Raw genomic sequence first — 19,661 nt, forward strand, 5'->3', positions numbered from 1 at the left:
GCCGTACGGAATACTCACAGCGTCAACGATCACGGGCCGCCACGCATTCCTCCCAGCCCGCCACAGCGACCCGGCTCAGCCGTACAGCGCCGCGACCTCCGCCGCGTACGCCCGCTCGATCGCCTTCCGCTTCAGCTTCAGGGACGGGGTGAGCAGCCCGTGCTCCTCGCTGAACGGATGCGCCAGGATCCGGAAGGTGCGGATCGACTCGGCCTGCGAGACCAGCGTGTTCGCCGCCACCACGCCCCGCCGGATCTCCGTCTCCAGGGACGGATCGCGTACGAGCTCCGCCGGCGCGAGCGGCGCCCGCCCCTGCATCGCCAGCCAGTGCTCCACCGCCTCCTGGTCGATGGTCACGAGCGCCGCGATGTACGGCCGGTCGTTGCCGACGACGATGCACTGGGCGATCAGCGGATGCGCCCGCACCCGCTCCTCGAGACCCGCGGGGGCGACGCTCTTGCCGCCCGAGGTCACCAGGATTTCCTTCTTGCGGCCGGTGATCGTCAGATAGCCGTCCTCGTCGAGGGAGCCGAGGTCCCCGGTGGCCAGCCAGCCGTCGCTGAGGACGGCGGCGGTCGCCTCGGGGTCGTTGAGGTACCCGGAGAAGACCTGGCCGCCGTGCAGCCACACCTCGCCGTCCTCCGCGATGTGCACCGTCGTACCCGGGACCGGCTGCCCGACCGTGCCGTACCTGGTGCGCTCGGGCGGGTTCGCGGTGGCGGCGGCCGAGGACTCGGTGAGCCCGTACCCCTCGAACACCGTGACCCCCGCGCCCGCGAAGAACAGGCCGGTCCTGCGGTCCATCGCCGAACCGCCCGACATCGCGTGCCGGAGCCGCCCGCCCAGGGCCGCCCGTACCTTCCCGTACACCGTCCTCTCGAAGAACTGGTGCTGTACGCGCAGCGCCGCCGAAGGGCCGGGACCGGTCCCGAACGCCTTCTGTTCGAGGGCCTCCGCGTAGGCGACCGCCACCTCGACCGCCTTGTCGAAGGGCCCCGCCTTCCCCTCCCGCTCCGCCTTGCGCCGCGCCGCGTCGAAGACCTTCTCGAAGACGTACGGCACAGCGAGTACGAAACTCGGCCGGAACGCGGCCAGGTCCGGAAGCAGCTCACCGGCCGCCATCACCGGCTGGTGCCCCAGCTTCACCCCGCTGCGGACCGCCGCGACCTCCACCATCCGCCCGAAGACGTGCGCGAGCGGCAGGAACAGCAGCGTCGACGCCTGTTCCCCCGGCCGCGAACGGAACACCGGCTCCCAGCGGCCCACCAGCATGTCCGTCTCGAACATGAAGTTGGCGTGGGTGATCACACAGCCCTTGGGGCGGCCGGTCGTCCCCGACGTGTAGATGACCGTCGCCACTGTCTCCGGGGTCACCGCCCGCCGGTGCCGGTGCACGACCTCCTCGTCGATGTCCGCCCCCGCCGCCGTCACCTCGGCCACCGCGCCCGCGTCCAGCTGCCACAGGCGCCGCAGCAGGGGCAGCCGGTCGACCACCGAGCCGATCGTCATCGCGTGGTCCTCGTGCTCCACCACGCACGCCGTGACCTCGGAGTCGTGCAGCATCCAGAAGACCTGCTCGGCGGAGGACGTCGGATAGACCGGCACGGGCTGCGCGCCGAGCGACCACAGCGCGAAGTCGAAGAGCGTCCACTCGTAGCGGGTACGGGCCATGATCGCGACCCGGTCGCCGAACCGCACACCCTCTGCGATCAGGCCCTTCGCGAGGCCGAGGACCTCGTCCCTGAACCGCGCGGCCGACACGTCCCGCCACTCCCCGTCCGGGCCCTTCCGGCCGAACGCGACCCGGTCCGGCTCCGCGAGTGCGCGCTCGAACACGGCGTCCGCCAGACCGCCGACCTGAGGCGCCGCCTCGACGGGCGGCACGGTGAACTCGCGCACTGACCTGCTCCTCGACGGCTCGGTGGCTGGAAAAGCCCGTTGTCGCGCTCCGTACGGCGCGGGTGACGGTACCCCACACGACTGCCCGGCGGCAGGGCCTTCACCAAGCCGGGACATTCCCTGTTCGCACAGGTCAGGATGGGTGGAGGAGCCAAGTCACGTGCACCCCCGGGCCGTTACCGACCACTCGGTACGTCCCCCGGGCGGGAATCTCCACGGAATCTGTACCGACCGCTCACCGCAGCGCTGCTCGGAGGCCGTGCCGCGCCTGTCCACCCGGGCCGGTGCGGCGGGTCGCTCATGGTCGGAGCGGAGCCACCACGGCCTCGTCACCCCGGCCGGTGCAGCCGGTCGCCGCCCGCCAGGATCGCCTCCGCCAGCGCGTCCGCCGCCTCCTGCACCGCCCCGCCCCGACGGCCCCCGCGCAGCACGAAACCGACCTCACCCAACTCCGGAAGCCCCGCGCGGGCCGGCACCGGTACGAGGCCCGGCGGCACCAGGCCCCTCGTGTGCGCCATCACCCCGAGCCCCGCGCGGGCCGCCGCCACGTTCGCGCTCAGGCTGGAACTCGTACACGCGATCCGCCACGCCCGGCCCTGCGCCTCCAACGCCTCCAGAGCACGCGCCCGCGTGATCCCCGGCGGCGGGTACACGATGAGCGGCACCGGCCGCTCCGGATCGAGCCGCAGCCCGGGCGCCCCGATCCAGATCAGCGTGTCCTCCCACACGAGCCGGCCCTCGCTCTCCGCGCCACGCCGTTTCGCCAGGATCAGATCGAGCCGGCCGGCCGACAGCCGGGCCTGGAGCGTGCCCGACAGCTCGACCGTCAGCTCCAGGTCGACCTCCGGGTGCTCACGCCGGAACGACTCCAGGATCTCCGGCAGCCGGGTCGCCACGAAGTCCTCCGACGCGCCGAACCGCAGCCGCCCCCGCAGCCGGGTCCCGCCGAAGAACGCCGCCGCCCGCTCGTGCGCCTGAAGGATCGTGCGCGCGAAACCGAGCATCGCCTCCCCGTCCTCCGTCAACGCCACCCGGTGCGTGTCCCGGGTGAACAGCGGCCGGCCGGTCGCCTCCTCAAGGCGCCGTACGTGCTGGCTGACGGTCGACTGACGCAGGCCGAGGCGGTCGGCGGCCCGGGTGAAGCTCAGCGTCTGGGCCACGGCGAGGAAGGTACGCAGGTGCGTGGGCTCGTACACGGGACGACCGTACGCTCAACGCGTTCATCACACTTCATGATGACAGTCAGAGGGCTGTACGGGATTCCCGATCACCGGCCCGTGGAGCAGGATAGGAACGCGCTACTCCGCATCCCGTCCCCCCGTTCCCAGCGCCCCGACAGTCCTCGTGCCCAGAGCAGTGGAGCCATGACCGCCCCGACACCCGGCCACACCCCCCACGCCCCCCGCCGCACCCGTGTCCGCACCCGCGTCCACTCCCGACTCCGCACTCTCCGCCCGCCGTCCTGGCTGCCCGTCGACGGATACGTCCTCGCCCTGCTCGGCACGGTCGCCCTCGCCGCGCTGCTCCCCGCGTCCGGAGCCGCCGCCGACGTCGCGGGAGGCGCGTCGACGGGGGCGGTGGCCCTCCTCTTCTTCCTCTACGGCGCCAGACTCTCCACCCGTGAGGCGCTCGACGGCCTCACGCACTGGCGGCTCCACCTCACCGTCCTCGGCAGCACCTTCCTCCTCTTCCCCCTCCTCGGACTCGCCGCACGCGGCCTCGTGCCCACCGTGCTCACCCCTCAGCTCTACAGCGGCTTCCTCTTCCTCTGCCTGGTGCCGTCCACCATCCAGTCCTCCATCGCCTTCACCTCGATCGCCCGCGGCAACGTCCCCGCCGCGATCTGCGCCGGATCCTTCTCCTCGCTCGCCGGCATCGTCCTGACCCCGCTCCTCGCGGCGCTGCTCCTCGCCGAAAGCGCCGGCGGCCTCTCCGCCGACGCGCTCCTGAAGATCGTGCTGCAACTCCTCGTGCCGTTCCTGGCCGGGCAGCTCCTGCGCCGCTGGGTCGGCGGTTTCCTGGCCCGGAACAAGAAGGTCCTCGGGTACGTCGACAGGGGCTCGATCCTCCTCGTCGTCTACACCGCTTTCAGCCAGGGCATGGTCGCCGGGATCTGGCAGCTGGTGACCCCGGCCCGGCTCGGTCTGCTGCTCGCCGCCGAGGCGGTCCTCCTCGCCGTGATGCTCGCCCTGACCTGGTACGGGGCCCGTCGCCTCGGCTTCGACCGGGCCGACCGGATCGCGATCCAGTTCGCCGGCTCGAAGAAGAGCCTGGCGGCCGGACTGCCGATGGCCAGCGTCCTCTTCGGCGCCCAGGCCGCGCTCGCCGTACTCCCGCTGATGCTCTTCCACCAGATGCAGCTCATGGTCTGCGCGGTCATCGCGAAACGCCGCTCCCACGACCCGGAGGCCGTGCGGTCACCGGAACCCGATCCCGGGGCCGCCGCACCGAAGCAGCTCGGTCCCACCCCGGAAACCCGCGCCGGAACGCCCCGCGCCTGAACCGCCCCGCGCATGAACCCGCCCCGCGCACGAGCGACCCGCGCCTGAACCGCCCCGCTCGTGCCCCCGTACGCCCCCTCCGTCGGCCGGATCACACCCCCGCCCGGCCCGCGATGATCATCCGGGCCGCTACGGTGCTCCCATGCCCGCACTCGATCCCGGCCGCACCGCGCTCGTCCTCGTCGACCTCATGGAACGCATCGTCGCGCTGCCCCTCGCTCCCAGGCCCGGCACCGACGTCCTCGCCGCGGCCGCCCGGCTCGCCGACACCTTCCGGGCCGCCGGCGCCCCCGTCGTCCACATCCGGGTCGAGCGGCCGAACGTCGACCGCCAGCCGCCCGGCAGCGACCTCGTCCCCGACCTCGTCGAGGACGGCGACCCCGTCGTCGTCAAGCGCACCATCGGCGGCTTCCAGGACACCGGACTCCACGAGCTGCTCAGCACACTCGGCGCCACCACCCTCGTCCTCGGCGGCATCGCCACCAACCTCGGCGTCGAGTCCACCGCCCGCGCCGCCTCCGACCACGGCTACGAGCTCGTCTTCGCCGAGGACGCCATGAGCGCGCTCACCGCCGACGAGCACCACGCGTCCGTCGCCCTCGACTTCCCCCGCCTCGGCACGGTCGCCCCCGTCTCCGCGATCACCCTGGACGGCCCCGCATGACACCGGTGCCGATACGGTACGGGGCCCGCCCCTGCTCACTCGTCGTCTGCCGCGGCTGCTGCTGCGGCGACGCCCGCAAGAACCCCGGCACCGACCACACCGGCCAGCTCGCCCGCCTCCGGGCCGCCGCCGCGGCCTCCGGCGGTCGGCTCGCCGTCCGTACCAGCGACTGCCTCGGGCCCTGCGCCCAGGCCAACATCGTCGTCGTCCAGCCCTCCACCGAAGGCCGCAGGCGCGGCGGACGGGCCGCCTGGGTCGCGTTCACGCTGGACGAGGACTCCCTCGACGACATCCTCGCCTGGACGGCGGCCGGCGGCCCCGGCATCGCCCCGCCCCCGGCCACGCTCGCCCTCCAGATGATCGACCCGCCGAAGAACTGATTCCGGCAGGCGGCACCCGCCCGACGCCGCGGAAGCCGTGCCGCGCCCGGGGCCTTGTCATGGTCGGCCAAGGGGTACGGGTGAATCTTGGTGGTTTACGTCACCGGTTACCCATCAGTCGCTGGCAAGACTGGGTAGCTCCTGCCGACGATCGAACCACCGAAGGGGTCCTGGATGACGGGCACTCGCATTGCCGCGCTCGGGCACTACCAGCCCGCCAAGGTGCTCACCAACCACGACCTCGCGGAACTGGTCGACACCGACGACGCGTGGATCACCAGCCGGGTCGGCATCCGCACCCGGCACGTCGCCGGTCCCGACGAGCCCGTCGACGAGCTCGCCGCGCACGCGGCGGGCAAGGCCCTGGCCGCGGCCGGGCTCGACCCCGACGACATCGACCTCGTCCTCGTCGCCACCTCCACGGCCATCGACCGCTCGCCCAACATGGCCGCCCGCGTCGCCGCCCGCCTCGGCATGACCTCGCCCGCGACCATGGACCTCAACGTGGTGTGCGCCGGGTTCACGCACGCCCTGGCCACCGCCGACCACGCCGTACGGGCCGGCGGTGCGCGCCGCGTCCTGGTGATCGGCGCCGACAAGATGACCGAGGTGGTCGACTGGACGGACCGCACCACCTGCGTCCTCGTCGGCGACGGCGCGGGCGCCGCGATCGTCGAGGCCACGGAGTCGGACACCGGTGCCATCGGGCCGGTCCTGTGGGGCTCCGTCCCGGGGATGGGCCACGCCGTCCGGATCGAGGGCACCCCGCCCCGCTTCGCGCAGGAGGGCCAGAGCGTCTACCGCTGGGCCACGCAGCAGCTGCCCGCCCTCGCCCGGCAGGCGTGCGAGCGGTCCGGCATCGCTCCCGAGGATCTCGCCGGTGTGGTCCTGCACCAGGCCAACCTGCGGATCATCGAACCCCTCGCCGCGAAGATCGGCGCCGTCAACGCGATCGTCGCCCGCGATGTCGTCGACTCCGGCAACACCTCGGCCGCCTCGATCCCGCTCGCCCTCGCCAAGCTGGTCGAACGCGGCGAACTGCCCTCCGGCGCCCCCGTCCTGCTGTTCGGCTTCGGCGGCAACCTCTCGTACGCGGGCCAGGTCGTCCGGATTCCCTGACGGCGACCCCGCGCACGTCCCCGAAGCGGCCGCCCGGCCGCCACGCGCGCGCGTGACCCGGCACGGGCCGTCACGCGCGGTCATGACCCGTTCGGCGGAGCCCGGTGGCGGCGCCCCGGGGGCGGACCTAGCTTCGATCGCGGTGAGGGTCGTCGCCTTCCGGCACGGAAACGCTCCGCGGCCGGGCCCTCGCGTGATACGGAGGACACCGCCATGCGCGCGATACGTGCCGCTTCCGCCGCCCTGCTGAGCGCCGCCGCCGTGGCCGTGATCGCGCCGACGGCCCTGGCGGGGGAGGAAGACCCCGACATCACGTCGTTCGGTTTCTCCGTCACCCCCGAGAAGGTGGCCCCCGGCGGCACTGTCGCCCTCACCTCCGACGGCTGCGAGGTGCCGTCGGTGACCGTCACCTCCGGCGTCTTCGACACGGTCACCCTCGAAGAGGGCCGTCCGGGCCGGGCGACCGTCGACCTCGACGCCAAGGCCGGCGCCCAGTACGAGATCACCTTCGACTGCAAGGGCGAGCGCGGCACCACCACCCTCACCATCGCCCAGGGCGGCACCGGCGGGAAGACGACCGGCCACGACAACGGCATGCAGCCAGGAGCGCACAAGGGCGTCAAGGCCGGCTACGGAACCGCCGCCGCCTCCGGCACGGAGTCCGAGGGGCTCGGCGTCACCGAGGTGGTCACCGGCGTCCTCCTCATCGCGGGGGCGCTCGGCGCCGCCGTCGTCCTGACCCGCCGCCGCGGCGCCGGCGGCCGCGCCTGACGGCAGGGAACCGGGGGGCCTGAAACGGCCCCTCCGTCCCGGTGTGACGAGGTCCGGGACGGAGGGGCGCCATGACCCGCGGGGATCCACGGGGTGGGGGCGCGAGGAGAGGGCGGACGTGGGACGGTCGGAGAACGCGGGGCGGACGCCGGGCACCGGACCATCGGCGGGCCTGGGCAGGTCGGACGCCACGGGCAGGCCGGACCCGACGGGCCGGTCGGACGCCACGAGCAGGACGGACCCGACGGGCCGGCACGGCGCCTGGGGCGTCATCGCCGTCGTCCTCCTCATCGGCGTACACCTCGTGCGCGGCGGTGCGGCAGAGCTCGAAGCCGCCGGTCCGCCGCAGCCCCTCTCCGCCGCCGCGCCCGACGGCACCCGGGCGACGGCCGTACTCGCCCCCGTGGCCGTACCCCGTCCGCTGCCCCCGTCCACGCCGCTCCGGGTCCGCGTGCCGGCCGTCCGGATCGACGCCCCCGTCACGAGGGTCGGGCTCGACGCGGACGGCTGGATCGAGGCCCCGCCCCCCGAGGACGACCGGCTCGCGGGCTGGTTCACCGGTGCCGTCACCCCCGGCGAGCGCGGCACCGCCGTCGTCGTCGGACACGTCGACACCCCGGGCGGACGAGCCGTCTTCTACGACCTCGGCGCTCTCGCCAAAGGACACCGCGTGGAGATCGCGCGCCGCGACGGACGGACCGCCGTCTTCGCCGTGTACGGGGTCGAGGTCGTCCCCAAGGACGGCTTCCCCGCCCAGCGGGTCTACGCCGACGCCGGCGTCCCCGAACTCCGCCTGATCACCTGCGGCGGCACCTTCACCGAGAAGAACGGCTACGCCGGCAACGTGGTGGTCTCGGCCCGCCTGGTCGAGATCCGCTGAGCGACACCCGACACCCGACACCACGACGTACCCCTGACTTTGTCCCCACTCGGGAAGAAGTCAGCGTCGATTCCTGCGCAACTTCTTCCCACTCCGGTACGCCGCTGCTACGTTCCCCTCGAAAGCCCGCAGACGAGCGTGTGCGAGAGGGAGGGGCGCGTGAGACGCATGACGGCACGACCTGCCAACCGGCATCAGGCGCGGCTCCTCAGGCTGTTGCGCGACGGAGGACCCAACTCCCGCGCCCAGCTGGGAGATCAGATCGATCTCTCCCGCTCCAAGCTCGCCGTCGAGGTCGACCGGCTCCTGGAGACCGGTCTCGTGGTCGCCGACGGACTCGCCGCCTCCCGGGGCGGCCGTCGCTCCCACAACATCCGACTCGCCCCCGAACTCCGCTTCCTCGGCATCGACATCGGCGCCACCTCCATCGACGTCGCCGTCACCAACGCCGAGTTGGAGGTGCTCGGGCACCTCAACCACCCGATGGACGTCCGCGAGGGCCCCGTCGCCGTCTTCGAGCAGGCCCTGTCGATGGCGGCGAAACTCCGCTCCACCGGACTCGCGGAAGGATTCGACGGCGCCGGCATCGGCGTCCCCGGACCCGTCCGCTTCCCCGAGGGCGTCCCCGTCGCGCCGCCGATCATGCCCGGCTGGGACGGCTTCCCCGTACGGGAGGCACTCAGCCAGGAACTCGGCTGCCCGGTCATGGTCGACAACGACGTGAACCTCATGGCCATGGGGGAGCAGCACGCGGGTGTCGCCCGCTCCGTCGGCGACTTCCTCTGCGTCAAGATCGGCACCGGCATCGGCTGCGGCATCGTCGTCGGCGGAGAGGTCTACCGCGGTACGACGGGCAGCGCGGGCGACATCGGGCACATCCAGGTCGAACCCGACGGGCGCCCCTGCGCCTGCGGCAACAACGGCTGCCTGGAAGCCCACTTCAGCGGTGCCGCCCTCGCCCGCGACGCCGAGGACGCGGCGCGCGGCGGCGCGTCGGAGGAGCTCGCCGCCCGGCTCGCGGCGGCCGGGCACCTCACCGCCGTCGACGTCGCCGCCGCTGCGGCCGCCGGCGACGCCACCTCACTCGCCCTCATCCGAGCGGGCGGAAACCGGGTCGGGCAGGTCATCGCCGGACTCGTCAGCTTCTTCAACCCCGGTCTGGTGGTGATCGGCGGCGGCGTCACCGGCCTCGGCCACAACCTCCTCGCCAGCATCCGCACCCAGGTCTACCGGCAGTCGCTGCCCCTGGCCACCGGCAACCTGCCCATCGTCCTCGGAGAACTGGGCCAGACCGCCGGCGTCACCGGCGCGGCCCGCCTCATCAGCGACCACCTCTTCTCCCCGGCGTAACCCCGCCGACGCAGCTCGCCGGCCCGCCCGTGGTGCGTGGGCAGTCGTTCCGCAGGCCGGAACGACTGGGCACACACCACCCACCGGCCCGCACCGCCGGGCCCACCTTGTCCACCGGCCCGCACCGCCGGGCCCACCCCGTCCACCCGCTCCGGCGCCACCCGCACCCGCCGAGGGGACCTCCACCATGCCTCAGGAACAACCGCCCCGAGCACCCCTGCTCACCATGCACGGCATCACCAAGTCCTTCCCCGGCGTCCGCGCCCTCGACGGCGTCGACCTCGAAGTCGCCCCCGGCGAGGTCCACTGCCTCCTCGGCCAGAACGGTGCCGGCAAGTCCACCCTCATCAAGGTCCTCGCCGGCGCCCACCAGCCCGACGACGGCCGCATCACCTGGAACGGCGAACCCGTACGGCTCCGCTCCCCGAGCGCCGCCGTCCGGCTCGGCATCGCCACCATCTACCAGGAACTCGACCTCGTCGAAGGCCTCTCCGTCGCCGAGAACGTCCACCTCGGCCACGAACCCACCACCGCCGGATTCGTCCGCACCCGCGCCGCGCGGGCGACCACCACAGCCCTCCTGAAACGCCTCGGCCACCCCGAGATCGACCCGGACCGGCGCGTCGGCGCGCTCTCCGCCGCCCAGCAGCAGATCGTCTCCATGGCCCGCGCCCTCTCCCACGACGTACGCCTGATCGTCATGGACGAACCCTCCGCCGCCCTCGACCCCGACGAGGTCGCCAACCTCTTCCGGATCGTCGCCGACCTCACCGCGGACGGCGTCGCCGTCGTCTACATCTCCCACCGCCTGGAGGAGATCCGCCGCATCGGCGACCGCGTCACCGTCCTCAAGGACGGTCGGGCCGTCGCCCGCGGACTGCCCGCCGCGACCACCCCGACCCGCGAGGTCGTCGCCCTCATGACCGGCCGGGACGTCCCCTACGTGTTCCCCGAACGCCCCGCCGGACCACCCGCCGCCGCACCCGTCCTCCAGGTCCAAGGCCTCGCAAGGCAAGGCGAGTTCGAGGCGTTCGACCTCGAACTGCGCCCCGGCGAGATCGTCGGCCTCGCCGGGCTCGTCGGCTCCGGCCGCTCCGAGATCCTGGAGACCGTCTACGGGGCACGGAAACCCACCGCCGGCCGGGTGCTCGTCGACGGACGGCCCCTGCGCCCCGGCAGCGTCCCCGCCGCCGTGGCCGCCGGACTCGGCCTCGCCCCCGAGGAACGCAAGGCGCAGGGCCTGCTGCTCCTCGAATCCGTCACCCGCAACGTCTCCGTCTCCTCCCTCGCCCGCTTCTCCCGGGCCGGCTGGATCGACCGCGCCGCCGAACGCGAGACCGCGAGGACCGCCACCCGCACCCTCTCGCTCCGCCCCGACCTCCCCGACGCCCCCGTCCGCACCCTCTCCGGCGGCAACCAGCAGAAGGCCGTCCTCGCCCGCTGGCTGCTCCGCGGCTGCCGCGTCCTCCTCCTCGACGAACCCACCCGAGGCGTCGACGTCGGAGCCCGCGCCGAGCTGTACGCCGTCATCCGGGGCCTCGCCGACGAAGGCCTCGCCGTCCTCCTCGTCTCCAGCGAGGTACCCGAGGTCCTCGGCCTCGCCGACCGCGTCCTGGTGCTCCGCGAAGGCCGCGTCGTCCACCAGGCGCCCGCCCGTGACCTCGACGAACACCGCGTACTCGACCTCGTGATGGAAGGGAGCCCGGCCGCATGACCCTCACCACCCCCGCCAAGTCGCCGCCGACTGAAGGACGGTGGAGCGCGCTCGGCCTCCGGGCCGACATCCGCAACCTGTCCCTGCTCGGCGTACTCGTCGCCCTGATCGCCGTCGGAGGCCTCACCCGGCCCGCCGAGTTCCTCGCCACCTCCAACCTGCAACTCGTCCTGACCCAGGCCTCCGTGATCGGGGTCGTCACCGTCGGCATGACCTTCGTCATCACCAGCGGCGGCATCGACCTCTCCGTCGGCGCGATCGTCGCCCTCGCCTCCGTCTGGGCCACCACCGTCGCCACCCAGGAGTTCGGCTTCGCCGGCATCCTCTTCACGGCGGTCGCCGTCGGAGTCGGCTGCGGCCTCGTGAACGGCGTCCTCGTCGCGTACGGCGGCATGGTCCCCTTCATCGCGACCCTGGCCATGCTCGCCTCGGCCCGCGGCCTCGCCCTCCAGATCACCGACGGCAGGACCCAGATCGTCACCGTCCCGTCCGTCCTCGACCTCGGCATCCCCGACGCCTACGTCCTCGGCATCCCGCCGCTCGTCCTCGTCTTCGCCGCCGTCACCGTCGCCGGATGGCTGCTGCTCAACCGCACCACCTTCGGCCGCCGTACCATCGCCGTCGGCGGCAACCCGGAGGCCGCGCGCCTCGCCGGCATCGACGTACGCCGCCAGCGGCTCTTCCTCTACCTGCTCTCCGGACTGTGCTGCGGCATCGCCGCCTTCCTGCTCGTCGTGCTCTCCGGCTCGGGCCAGAACACCAACGGCAACCTGTACGAGCTCGACGCCATCGCCGCCGCCATCATCGGCGGCACCCTCCTCAGCGGCGGCCGCGGCACCATCGTCGGCTCCGTCCTCGGGGTGCTCGTCTTCACCACCATCACCAACATCTTCGCCCTCAACAACCTGCAGAGCGACGTCCAGCAGATCGCCAAGGGCGCGATCATCGTCGCCGCCGTCCTGGTCCAGCGCCGCACGGCCCGCGACGGCGCGACCTGACGGCGACGCCCGACGGCGCCCCTGTCCCGAAAACCGCCCCCCTTTCCCCACCACCCCTCGGAAGGGATCCACCGCCATGCCCGAAACCAGCCGCAGACACCTCCTCCTCGGCGGCGCGGCCGTCTCCGCCGGCGCCCTGCTGACCGCCTGTACCAGCAACGAGCCGAAGAACTCGGGGAACACCGCCCCCGCCGCGAGCGCCGCCCCCGCCGCCGACGACAAGCCCGGCACCCCCGTCACCATCGGCTTCGCCGGCCCGCAGGCCGACCACGGCTGGCTCAACGCCATCAACCAGAACGCCAAGGCCCGGGCGAAGAAGTACGCCGAGGTCACCCTGGAGATCACCGAGGGCTCCAACGACACCGCCATCCAGATCGGCCAGGTCCAGACCCTCATCAACAAGAAGGTCGACGTCCTCGTCATCCTCCCCGCCGACGGCAAGGCCCTCACCCAGGTCGGCCTCCAGGCCATGAAGGCCGGCATCCCCGTCATCAACCTCGACCGGATCTTCGCCTCCCCGCAGGCCTACCGCTGCTGGATCGGCGGCGACAACTACGGCATGGGTCTCAACGCCGGCAACTTCATCGGCGAACAGCTCAAGGACAAGCCGAACGCCACCGTGATCGAACTCGCTGGCATGGACAGCCTGGAACTCACCAAGCAGCGCACCCAGGGCTTCGACGACGCCCTCAAGAACTACCCCAACATCCGCAAGGTCGCCCGCCAGGCCGCCGACTTCACCGTCGAGTCCGGCCAGGCCAAAATGGCCCAACTCCTCCAGGCGCAACCGAAGTTCGACGCCCTCTGGAACCACGACGACGACCAGGGCGTCGGCGCGCTCCGGGCCATCGCCCAGGCCGGCCGCAAGGACTTCCTCATGGTCGGCGGCGCCGGCGCCAGGTCCGCCATGGACGCCATCAAGGCCGACAGCAGCGTCCTCAAGGCCACCGTCCTCTACCCGCCGACCATGGCCGCCTCCGCGATCGACCTCGCCCGCGCCCTCGGCCAGAAGAAGGGGATCGGCGGCATGGCCGAACTGGAGATCCCCGCCTCGCTCACCCTCTACTCGGCCGTCGTCACCAAGGAGAACGTCGACGAGTACCTGCCCACCGGCTTCAACTGACCGACCCCGGACCGGCAGCCCCAGGCGGCCCGACCGCCCCCCCGGGAGCAGTACCTCGCCGCACCACGAAACGGAGGAACCGTATGGAACAGACGGAGAGCGGGGCCGCACCGCCGACGCTCGGCGTCGGCATGGTCGGCTACGCGTTCATGGGAGCCGCCCACTCACAGGGCTGGCGCACCGCGGGCCATGTCTTCGACCTGCCGCTGCGACCCGTCCTCGCCGCCGTCGCCGGCCGTGACGCCACCGCCGTCCGGGCCGCCGCCCGTCGGCACGGCTGGGCCGCCGCCGAGACCGACTGGCGTGCCCTGATCGCCCGCGACGACGTCCAGCTCGTCGACGTCTGCACCCCGGGCGACAGCCATGCGGAGATCGCCGTCGCCGCCCTGGAGGCCGGCAAGCACGTCCTGTGCGAGAAGCCGCTCGCCAACTCGGTCGCCGAGGCCGAGACGATGGCCGCGGCCGCCGAAGCGGCCGCGGCCCGGGGCCAGATCTCCATGGTCGGCTTCAACTACCGCCGCATGCCCGCCCTCGCGTACGCCCGCCGGCTCGTCGCGGACGGACGCCTCGGCAGCCTGCGGCACGTCCGGGTCACCTACCTCCAGGACTGGCTGGTCGACCCCGCCTTCCCGTTGACCTGGCGCCTGGAACGCGAACACGCCGGCTCCGGAGCCCTGGGCGACCTCGGGGCGCACGCCGTCGACCTCGCCCAGTACCTGACGGGGGAACTCCTCGTCGGCGTGTCGGCGCTCACCGAGACCTTCGTACGGAAGCGGCCGCGGCTCGCGGGCGTCGGCGCGGGCGGTCTCGGCGGGGGAGCGGGATCGGAGGCGTACGGGCAGGTCACGGTCGACGACGCGGCCCTGTTCACCGGGCGGCTCGCCTCCGGCGCCCTCGCCTCCTTCGAGGCCACCCGGATGGCCGCCGGGCGCAAGAACGCGCTGCGCCTGGAGCTCAACGGGGAACACGGCTCGCTCGCCTTCGACCTGGAGCGGCTCAACGAACTGTCCTTCCACGACCACACCGAACCGGCCGTGACGGCGGGCTTCCGCCGCATCCTCGTGACCGAACCCGACCACCCGTACCTGGAGGGCTGGTGGCCGCCCGGCCACGGACTCGGCTACGAGCACAGCTTCGTCCACCAGGCCCGCGACCTGGTCCACGCCGTCGCGACCGGCGCCGCCCCCGCGCCCTCCTTTGCCGACGGCCTCCAGGTCCAGCGGGTCCTGGCGGCCGTGGAGGACAGCGCCAGGAACGACGCCCTGTACACCGCCGTCCCCACCCCCGTACCGAGCTAGGAGGCGCCCGACCGTGCCCCGACCCTTCACGCTCTTCACCGGCCAGTGGGCCGACCTGCCCCTGGAGGAGGTCTGCCGGCTCGCCCGCGACTTCGGCTACGACGGACTCGAACTCGCCTGCTGGGGCGACCACTTCGAGGTGGACAAGGCCCTCGCCGACCCCGCGTACGTCAAGGGTAGGAGGGAACTGCTCGACGCGTACGGCCTGAAGTGCTGGGCGATCTCCAACCACCTGGTGGGGCAGGCCGTCTGCGACCATCCGATCGACGAGCGCCACCAGGCGATCGTGCCCGCCCGCATCTGGGGCGACGGCGACGCCGAGGGCGTACGGCGGCGGGCCGCCCGTGAGCTCGCGGACACCGCGCGGGCCGCGGCGGCGCTCGGTGTCGACACCGTCGTCGGCTTCACCGGCTCGTCGATCTGGCATCTGGTCGCCATGTTCCCGCCGGTCCCCGAGCGTATGGTCGAGCGCGGCTTCGAGGACTTCGCGGAGCGGTGGAACCCGATCCTCGACGTCTTCGACGCCGAAGGCGTGCGCTTCGCCCACGAGGTGCACCCCAGCGAGATCGCGTACGACTACTGGACCACCCAGCGGGCCCTGGACGCGGTGGACCGGCGCCCCGCGTTCGGGCTCAACTTCGACCCCAGCCACTTCGTGTGGCAGGACCTCGACCCGGTCGGCTTCCTGTGGGACTTCCGCGACCGGATCTACCACGTGGACTGCAAGGAGGCCCGCAAGCGGCTCGACGGCCGCAACGGGCGGCTCGGCTCCCATCTGCCCTGGGGCGACCCGAGGCGCGGCTGGGACTTCGTCTCCGCCGGTCACGGGGACGTGCCCTGGGAGGACGTCTTCCGGATGCTGCGGTCGATCGGGTACGCCGGGCCCGTCTCGGTGGAGTGGGAGGACGCCGGCATGGACCGGTTGACCGGCGCGCCCGAGGCGCTGTCGTTCCTCAAGCGGTACGACTTCGACCCGCCGACGGCCTCCTTCGACGCGGCCTTCGGCGGCGGCGACTGACGAGCTCTCCGCTTCCACCGCGCGGGGCTTTGTCCTCTCGCGGTGGAAAGTTCGACGGAAGTGTGCACAAGGGCTTCACGGCGTGGACGAACCTCGCTACGGTCCCTGATGTGTACATGACGTAACACTGTGATGCGACCAGCGTGACGGCGCACGCCGGTCCCCGGACACCCCGCACCCACGGCCCCACTCCGGAGGACACCTGTGCAGAGAAAACGCCCCCGAGCCAGGAAGACACTCGCCCTCCTCACCGTCGGACTGCTCGCCCTCGGCGCCCCCCAGGCCCTCGCGGCCGAAACCGACCCCGCCGCTCCCACCGCCGAGCAGTTCCAGCAGGTCACCCTCGCCAAAGGCGGCGAAGAAGTCGGCGAACCCATGTCCCTCGCCGTACTCCCCGACCGCAGCGTCCTGCACACCGACCGCGGCGGCGAACTCCGCCGCACCGACGCCGCCGGCAACACCACCGTCATCGGCACCGTCCCCGTCTACTCCCACGACGAGGAAGGCCTCCAGGGCATCGGCCTCGACCCCGACTTCGCCCGCAACAGGGCCCTCTACCTCTACTACGCCCCACCCCTCGACACCCCCGCCGGCGACGCCCCCGAAAACGGCACCCCCGCCGACTTCGCCCCGTACGACGGCGTCAACCGCCTCTCCCGCTTCACGCTGAAGGCCGACGGCACCCTCGACAACGCCAGCGAGAAGAAGGTCATCGACATCCCCGCCACCCGGGGCATCTGCTGCCACGTCGGCGGCGACATCGACTTCGACGCCCAGGGCAACCTCTACCTGTCGACCGGCGACGACTCCAACCCCTTCGCCTCCGACGGCTACACCCCCATCGACGAACGCCCCGGCCGCAACCCCGCCTTCGACGCCCGCCGCACCTCAGGCAACACCAACGACCTCCGCGGCAAGATCCTCCGCATCAAGGTCGCCGACGACGGCACCTACACCGTCCCCGATGGCAACCTCTTCGCCCCCGGCACCGCCAAGACCCGGCCCGAGATCTACGCCATGGGCTTCCGCAACCCCTTCCGCTTCAGCGTCGACAAGCCCACCGGCATCCTCTACGTCGGCGACTACGGCCCCGACGCCGGCGCCGCCGACCCCAAGCGAGGCCCCGCCGGACAGGTCGAGTTCGCCCGCGTCACCAAGCCCGGCAACTTCGGCTGGCCGTTCTGCACCGGCGACAACGAGCCCTACGTCGACTACGACTTCGGCACCAGGACCTCCGGCGCCACCTACGACTGCGGCGCCCTCAAGAACGACTCCCCGCACAACACCGGCCTCGTCGACCTGCCGCCCGCCGAACCCGCCTGGATCCCCTACAACGGCGGCTCCGTACCCGAATTCGGCACCGGCTCCGAATCACCCATGGGCGGACCCGTCTACCGCCACGACCCCGCCAACACCTCCCCGGTGAAGTTCCCGGAGGCGTACGACGGAGACTTCTTCGCCGGCGAGTTCGGCCGCCGCTGGATCAAGCGCGTCGACCAGGACGACAACGGCACCGTCGCCTCCATCAACGCCATGCCCTGGACCGGCACCCAGGTGATGGACATGGCCTTCGGACCCGACGGCGCGCTGTACGTCCTCGACTACGGCACCGCCTGGTTCGGCGGCGACCACAACTCCGGCCTCTACCGCATCGAGAACGCCACCGGCGGCCGCTCCCCGGTCGCCGAAGCGAGCGCGAACAAGACCTCCGGCACGGCCCCCCTGAGGGTCTCCTTCTCCTCGGCCGGCACCACCGACGGCGACGGCGACACCCTCACCTACAGCTGGGACTTCGGCGACGGAGGCACGTCCACGGCCGCCCACCCCACACACACATACCGCAAGAACGGCACGTACACCGCGACCGTGACGGCGAAGGACGCCACCGGCCGCACCGGCTCCGCCTCCGTCCACGTCGTCGTCGGCAACACCGCACCCAAGGTCGCCCTCGAACTCCCCGCCGAAGGAGCCCTCTTCGCCTTCGGCGACGAGATCCCCTTCCGGGTGAAGGTCACCGACCCTGAGGACGGCACGATCGACTGCGCCAAGGTCAAGGTCACCTACGTCCTCGGCCACGACAGCCACGGCCACCCCGTCACCTCGGCCAACGGCTGCACCGGCACCATCAAGACCTCCTCCGACGGCGGCCACGACGACGACGCCAACATCTTCGCCGTCTTCGACGCCGAGTACACCGACGGCGGAGGCGGCGGACAGGCCGCCCTCACCACCCACGACCAGGCCAAACTCCAGCCCCGCCACCGCCAGGCCGAACACTTCGACGCCCAGCACGGCGTCAACGTCTTCGACAAGACCCAGGCGAACGGCGGACGGACCGTCGGCGACATCCACGACGGCGACTGGATCTCCCTCAAGCCCTACCACCTGAGCGGAGCCACCAAGCTCACCGCACGCGTCTCCTCCGGCGGCGTCGGCGGCTTCCTCGAAGTCCGCACCGGCTCACCCACCGGCACCCTGCACGGCTCCGCACCCGTCCCCGTCACCGGAAGCTGGGAGACCTTCCAGGACATCGACGTACCCCTGCGGAACCTACCCCGCAAGACCACCGAGCTCTTCCTCGTCTTCAAGGGCGGAACCGGCGCCCTCTACGACGTCGACGACTTCACCCTCTCCAGCGCCCCCGTCGACCGGAACGCCCCACGCGTCCTCGTCTTCTCCCGTACGGCGGGCTTCCGGCACGACTCGATCGGCACCGGCATCACGGCACTGAAGGAACTCGGCGCCCAGAACGGCATCACCGTCGACGCGACCGAGGAACCCCGCCAGTTCACCACCAACAACCTCGCCCGCTACGACGCCGTCGTCTTCCTCTCCACCACCGGCGACGTCCTCGACGCCACTCAGCAGGCCGCCTTCGAGAACTACGTCTCCACCGGCGGCGGCTACATGGGCGTCCACGCCGCCGCCGACACCGAGTACGACTGGAGCTTCTACGGCGGACTCGTCGGCGCCCACTTCCACTCCCACCCCCACATCCAGCCCGCCACCGTCCGCGTCGAGGACCACGACCACCCCGCCACCGCCCACCTCGACGGACCCTGGCAGCGCACCGACGAGTGGTACAACTACCGCACCAACCCCCGCGGCCAGGCCCGCGTCCTCGCCACCCTCGACGAGACCACCTACCAGGGCGGCACCATGAAGGGCGACCACCCCATCGCCTGGTGCCAGACCTACGGCGGCGGCCGCTCCTTCTACACCGGCGGCGGCCACACCAAGGAGTCGTACGCCGAACCCGCCTTCCGACAGCACCTCCTCGGCGGACTCCAGTACGCCACCGGGCAGGTCAAGGCCGACTGCCGGCCCCGTACCGGCTACCGCGACCTCTTCAACGGCGAGACCAGCGAAGGCTGGAGGCAGGCCGGACCCGGCGCCTTCGACATCACCGACGGCGAACTCCGCTCCACCGGCGGCATGGGCATGCTCTGGTACCAGGCCAAGGAATTCCGGTCCTACTCCCTCACCCTCGACTGGAAACTCACCGGCGACGACAACTCCGGCATCTTCGTCGGCTTCCCCGCCTCCGACGACCCCTGGTCCGCCGTGAACAACGGTTACGAGATCCAGATCGACGCCCCCGACCGCACCACCGGAGCCGTGTACGGCTTCAAGTCGGCCAACCTCAAGGCCCGCGACCAGGCACTCCGACCGCCCGGCCAATGGAACACGTACGAACTCCGCGTCCAGGGCGAACGCCTCCAGGTCTTCCTCAACGGCATCAAGATCAACGACTTCACGAACACCGACCCGGCCCGCAGCCTCGCCAGTGGCCACATCGGCATCCAGAACCACGGAGCCGACGACCAGGCCGCCTTCCGCGACATCCGGATCAAGGAACTCCCCTCCTGACGGGAGCCCACCCAGCCGACGGTGGGCGGGGCGGCGCCGTACCCCCCGCCCACCGTCACCCCACCCCTCCAAGCCA

15 protein-coding genes are annotated in these 19,661 nt (G+C 72.2%); 13 read left to right on the forward strand and 2 right to left on the reverse strand.

The window, feature by feature from the left end; genetic code table 11:
* Positions 1-75: 75 nt before the first annotated feature.
* Together ABT034_RS06085 and ABT034_RS06090 are read right to left on the reverse strand one after the other, a co-directional pair.
* The gene (locus ABT034_RS06085; RefSeq protein WP_351211726.1) at positions 76-1,899 is read right to left on the reverse strand and encodes an AMP-dependent synthetase/ligase; all 1,824 of its coding nucleotides are present in this window, start codon (positions 1,897-1,899) and stop codon (positions 76-78) included.
* 329 nt (positions 1,900-2,228) lie between these two features.
* Positions 2,229-3,095 (reverse strand): LysR substrate-binding domain-containing protein, encoded by an 867-nt coding sequence (locus ABT034_RS06090; protein WP_351211728.1) that lies wholly within the window; start codon positions 3,093-3,095, stop codon positions 2,229-2,231.
* Between the two features lie 168 nt (positions 3,096-3,263).
* Between ABT034_RS06090 and ABT034_RS06095 the strand changes: the two genes are divergently transcribed.
* The 13 genes from ABT034_RS06095 (at position 3,264) to ABT034_RS06155 (ending at position 19,585) form a co-directional block, all read left to right on the forward strand.
* Positions 3,264-4,400: a bile acid:sodium symporter family protein gene (locus ABT034_RS06095; protein ID WP_351211730.1), complete on the forward strand. Its 1,137-nt coding sequence runs from the start codon at positions 3,264-3,266 to the stop codon at positions 4,398-4,400.
* A gap of 142 nt (positions 4,401-4,542) precedes the next feature.
* Positions 4,543-5,064 carry an isochorismatase family protein gene (locus ABT034_RS06100; protein ID WP_351211732.1) on the forward strand — a complete coding sequence of 174 codons (522 nt, stop codon included), beginning with the start codon at positions 4,543-4,545 and terminating at the stop codon, positions 5,062-5,064.
* Entirely contained in the window at positions 5,061-5,444 is a 384-nt protein-coding gene (locus ABT034_RS06105; protein WP_351211734.1) for a (2Fe-2S) ferredoxin domain-containing protein, read from the forward strand. The genes ABT034_RS06100 and ABT034_RS06105 overlap by 4 nt, the downstream gene beginning before the upstream one ends.
* A gap of 174 nt (positions 5,445-5,618) precedes the next feature.
* Complete coding sequence (locus ABT034_RS06110) at positions 5,619-6,563, forward strand: beta-ketoacyl-ACP synthase III (RefSeq protein WP_351211736.1); 945 nt, start codon at positions 5,619-5,621, stop codon at positions 6,561-6,563.
* A gap of 213 nt (positions 6,564-6,776) precedes the next feature.
* The gene (locus ABT034_RS06115) at positions 6,777-7,334 is read left to right on the forward strand and encodes a hypothetical protein (RefSeq protein ID WP_351211738.1); all 558 of its coding nucleotides are present in this window, start codon (positions 6,777-6,779) and stop codon (positions 7,332-7,334) included.
* A 172-nt stretch (positions 7,335-7,506) separates the two neighbouring features.
* On the forward strand, positions 7,507-8,214 hold the full coding sequence (locus tag ABT034_RS06120; protein ID WP_502972816.1) for a class F sortase: 708 nt from the start codon (positions 7,507-7,509) through the stop codon (positions 8,212-8,214).
* Positions 8,215-8,382: 168 nt separating this feature from the next.
* Positions 8,383-9,564, forward strand: a complete 1,182-nt coding sequence (locus ABT034_RS06125) for an ROK family transcriptional regulator (RefSeq protein WP_351211742.1) — start codon at positions 8,383-8,385, stop codon at positions 9,562-9,564.
* Positions 9,565-9,751: 187 nt separating this feature from the next.
* Positions 9,752-11,278, forward strand: coding sequence for a sugar ABC transporter ATP-binding protein (locus tag ABT034_RS06130; RefSeq protein ID WP_351211744.1), 1,527 nt, complete (start codon positions 9,752-9,754; stop codon positions 11,276-11,278).
* Complete coding sequence (locus ABT034_RS06135) at positions 11,275-12,276, forward strand: ABC transporter permease (protein ID WP_351211746.1); 1,002 nt, start codon at positions 11,275-11,277, stop codon at positions 12,274-12,276. Before ABT034_RS06130 ends, ABT034_RS06135 begins: the two co-directional genes overlap by 4 nt.
* A gap of 76 nt (positions 12,277-12,352) precedes the next feature.
* Positions 12,353-13,399, forward strand: coding sequence for a substrate-binding domain-containing protein (locus tag ABT034_RS06140; protein ID WP_351211748.1), 1,047 nt, complete (start codon positions 12,353-12,355; stop codon positions 13,397-13,399).
* A gap of 83 nt (positions 13,400-13,482) precedes the next feature.
* Positions 13,483-14,697, forward strand: coding sequence for a Gfo/Idh/MocA family protein (locus ABT034_RS06145; protein WP_351211750.1), 1,215 nt, complete (start codon positions 13,483-13,485; stop codon positions 14,695-14,697).
* 13 nt (positions 14,698-14,710) lie between these two features.
* Entirely contained in the window at positions 14,711-15,715 is a 1,005-nt protein-coding gene (locus ABT034_RS06150) for a sugar phosphate isomerase/epimerase family protein (RefSeq protein WP_351211752.1), read from the forward strand.
* A 204-nt stretch (positions 15,716-15,919) separates the two neighbouring features.
* Entirely contained in the window at positions 15,920-19,585 is a 3,666-nt protein-coding gene (locus tag ABT034_RS06155; protein WP_351211754.1) for a ThuA domain-containing protein, read from the forward strand.
* Positions 19,586-19,661: the final 76 nt, after the last annotated feature.

The sequence above is a fragment of the Streptomyces sp. NPDC002773 genome (genome assembly GCF_040295605.1).
Taxonomy (GTDB): Bacteria; Actinomycetota; Actinomycetes; order Streptomycetales; family Streptomycetaceae; genus Streptomyces.

Excerpts from the sequence above, each read along its gene's own strand:
- ABT034_RS06110 (WP_351211736.1), top strand. The coding sequence starts at position 5,619 with ATGACGGGCACTCGCATTGCCGCGCTCGGGCACTACCAGCCCGCCAAG.
- ABT034_RS06140 (WP_351211748.1), top strand. The coding sequence starts at position 12,353 with ATGCCCGAAACCAGCCGCAGACACCTCCTCCTCGGCGGCGCGGCCGTC.
- ABT034_RS06145 (WP_351211750.1), top strand. The coding sequence starts at position 13,483 with ATGGAACAGACGGAGAGCGGGGCCGCACCGCCGACGCTCGGCGTCGGC.
- ABT034_RS06125 (WP_351211742.1), top strand. The coding sequence starts at position 8,383 with ATGACGGCACGACCTGCCAACCGGCATCAGGCGCGGCTCCTCAGGCTG.
- ABT034_RS06130 (WP_351211744.1), top strand. The coding sequence starts at position 9,752 with ATGCCTCAGGAACAACCGCCCCGAGCACCCCTGCTCACCATGCACGGC.
- ABT034_RS06105 (WP_351211734.1), top strand. The coding sequence starts at position 5,061 with ATGACACCGGTGCCGATACGGTACGGGGCCCGCCCCTGCTCACTCGTC.
- ABT034_RS06095 (WP_351211730.1), top strand. The coding sequence starts at position 3,264 with ATGACCGCCCCGACACCCGGCCACACCCCCCACGCCCCCCGCCGCACC.
- ABT034_RS06115 (WP_351211738.1), top strand. The coding sequence starts at position 6,777 with ATGCGCGCGATACGTGCCGCTTCCGCCGCCCTGCTGAGCGCCGCCGCC.
- ABT034_RS06135 (WP_351211746.1), top strand. The coding sequence starts at position 11,275 with ATGACCCTCACCACCCCCGCCAAGTCGCCGCCGACTGAAGGACGGTGG.
- ABT034_RS06100 (WP_351211732.1), top strand. The coding sequence starts at position 4,543 with ATGCCCGCACTCGATCCCGGCCGCACCGCGCTCGTCCTCGTCGACCTC.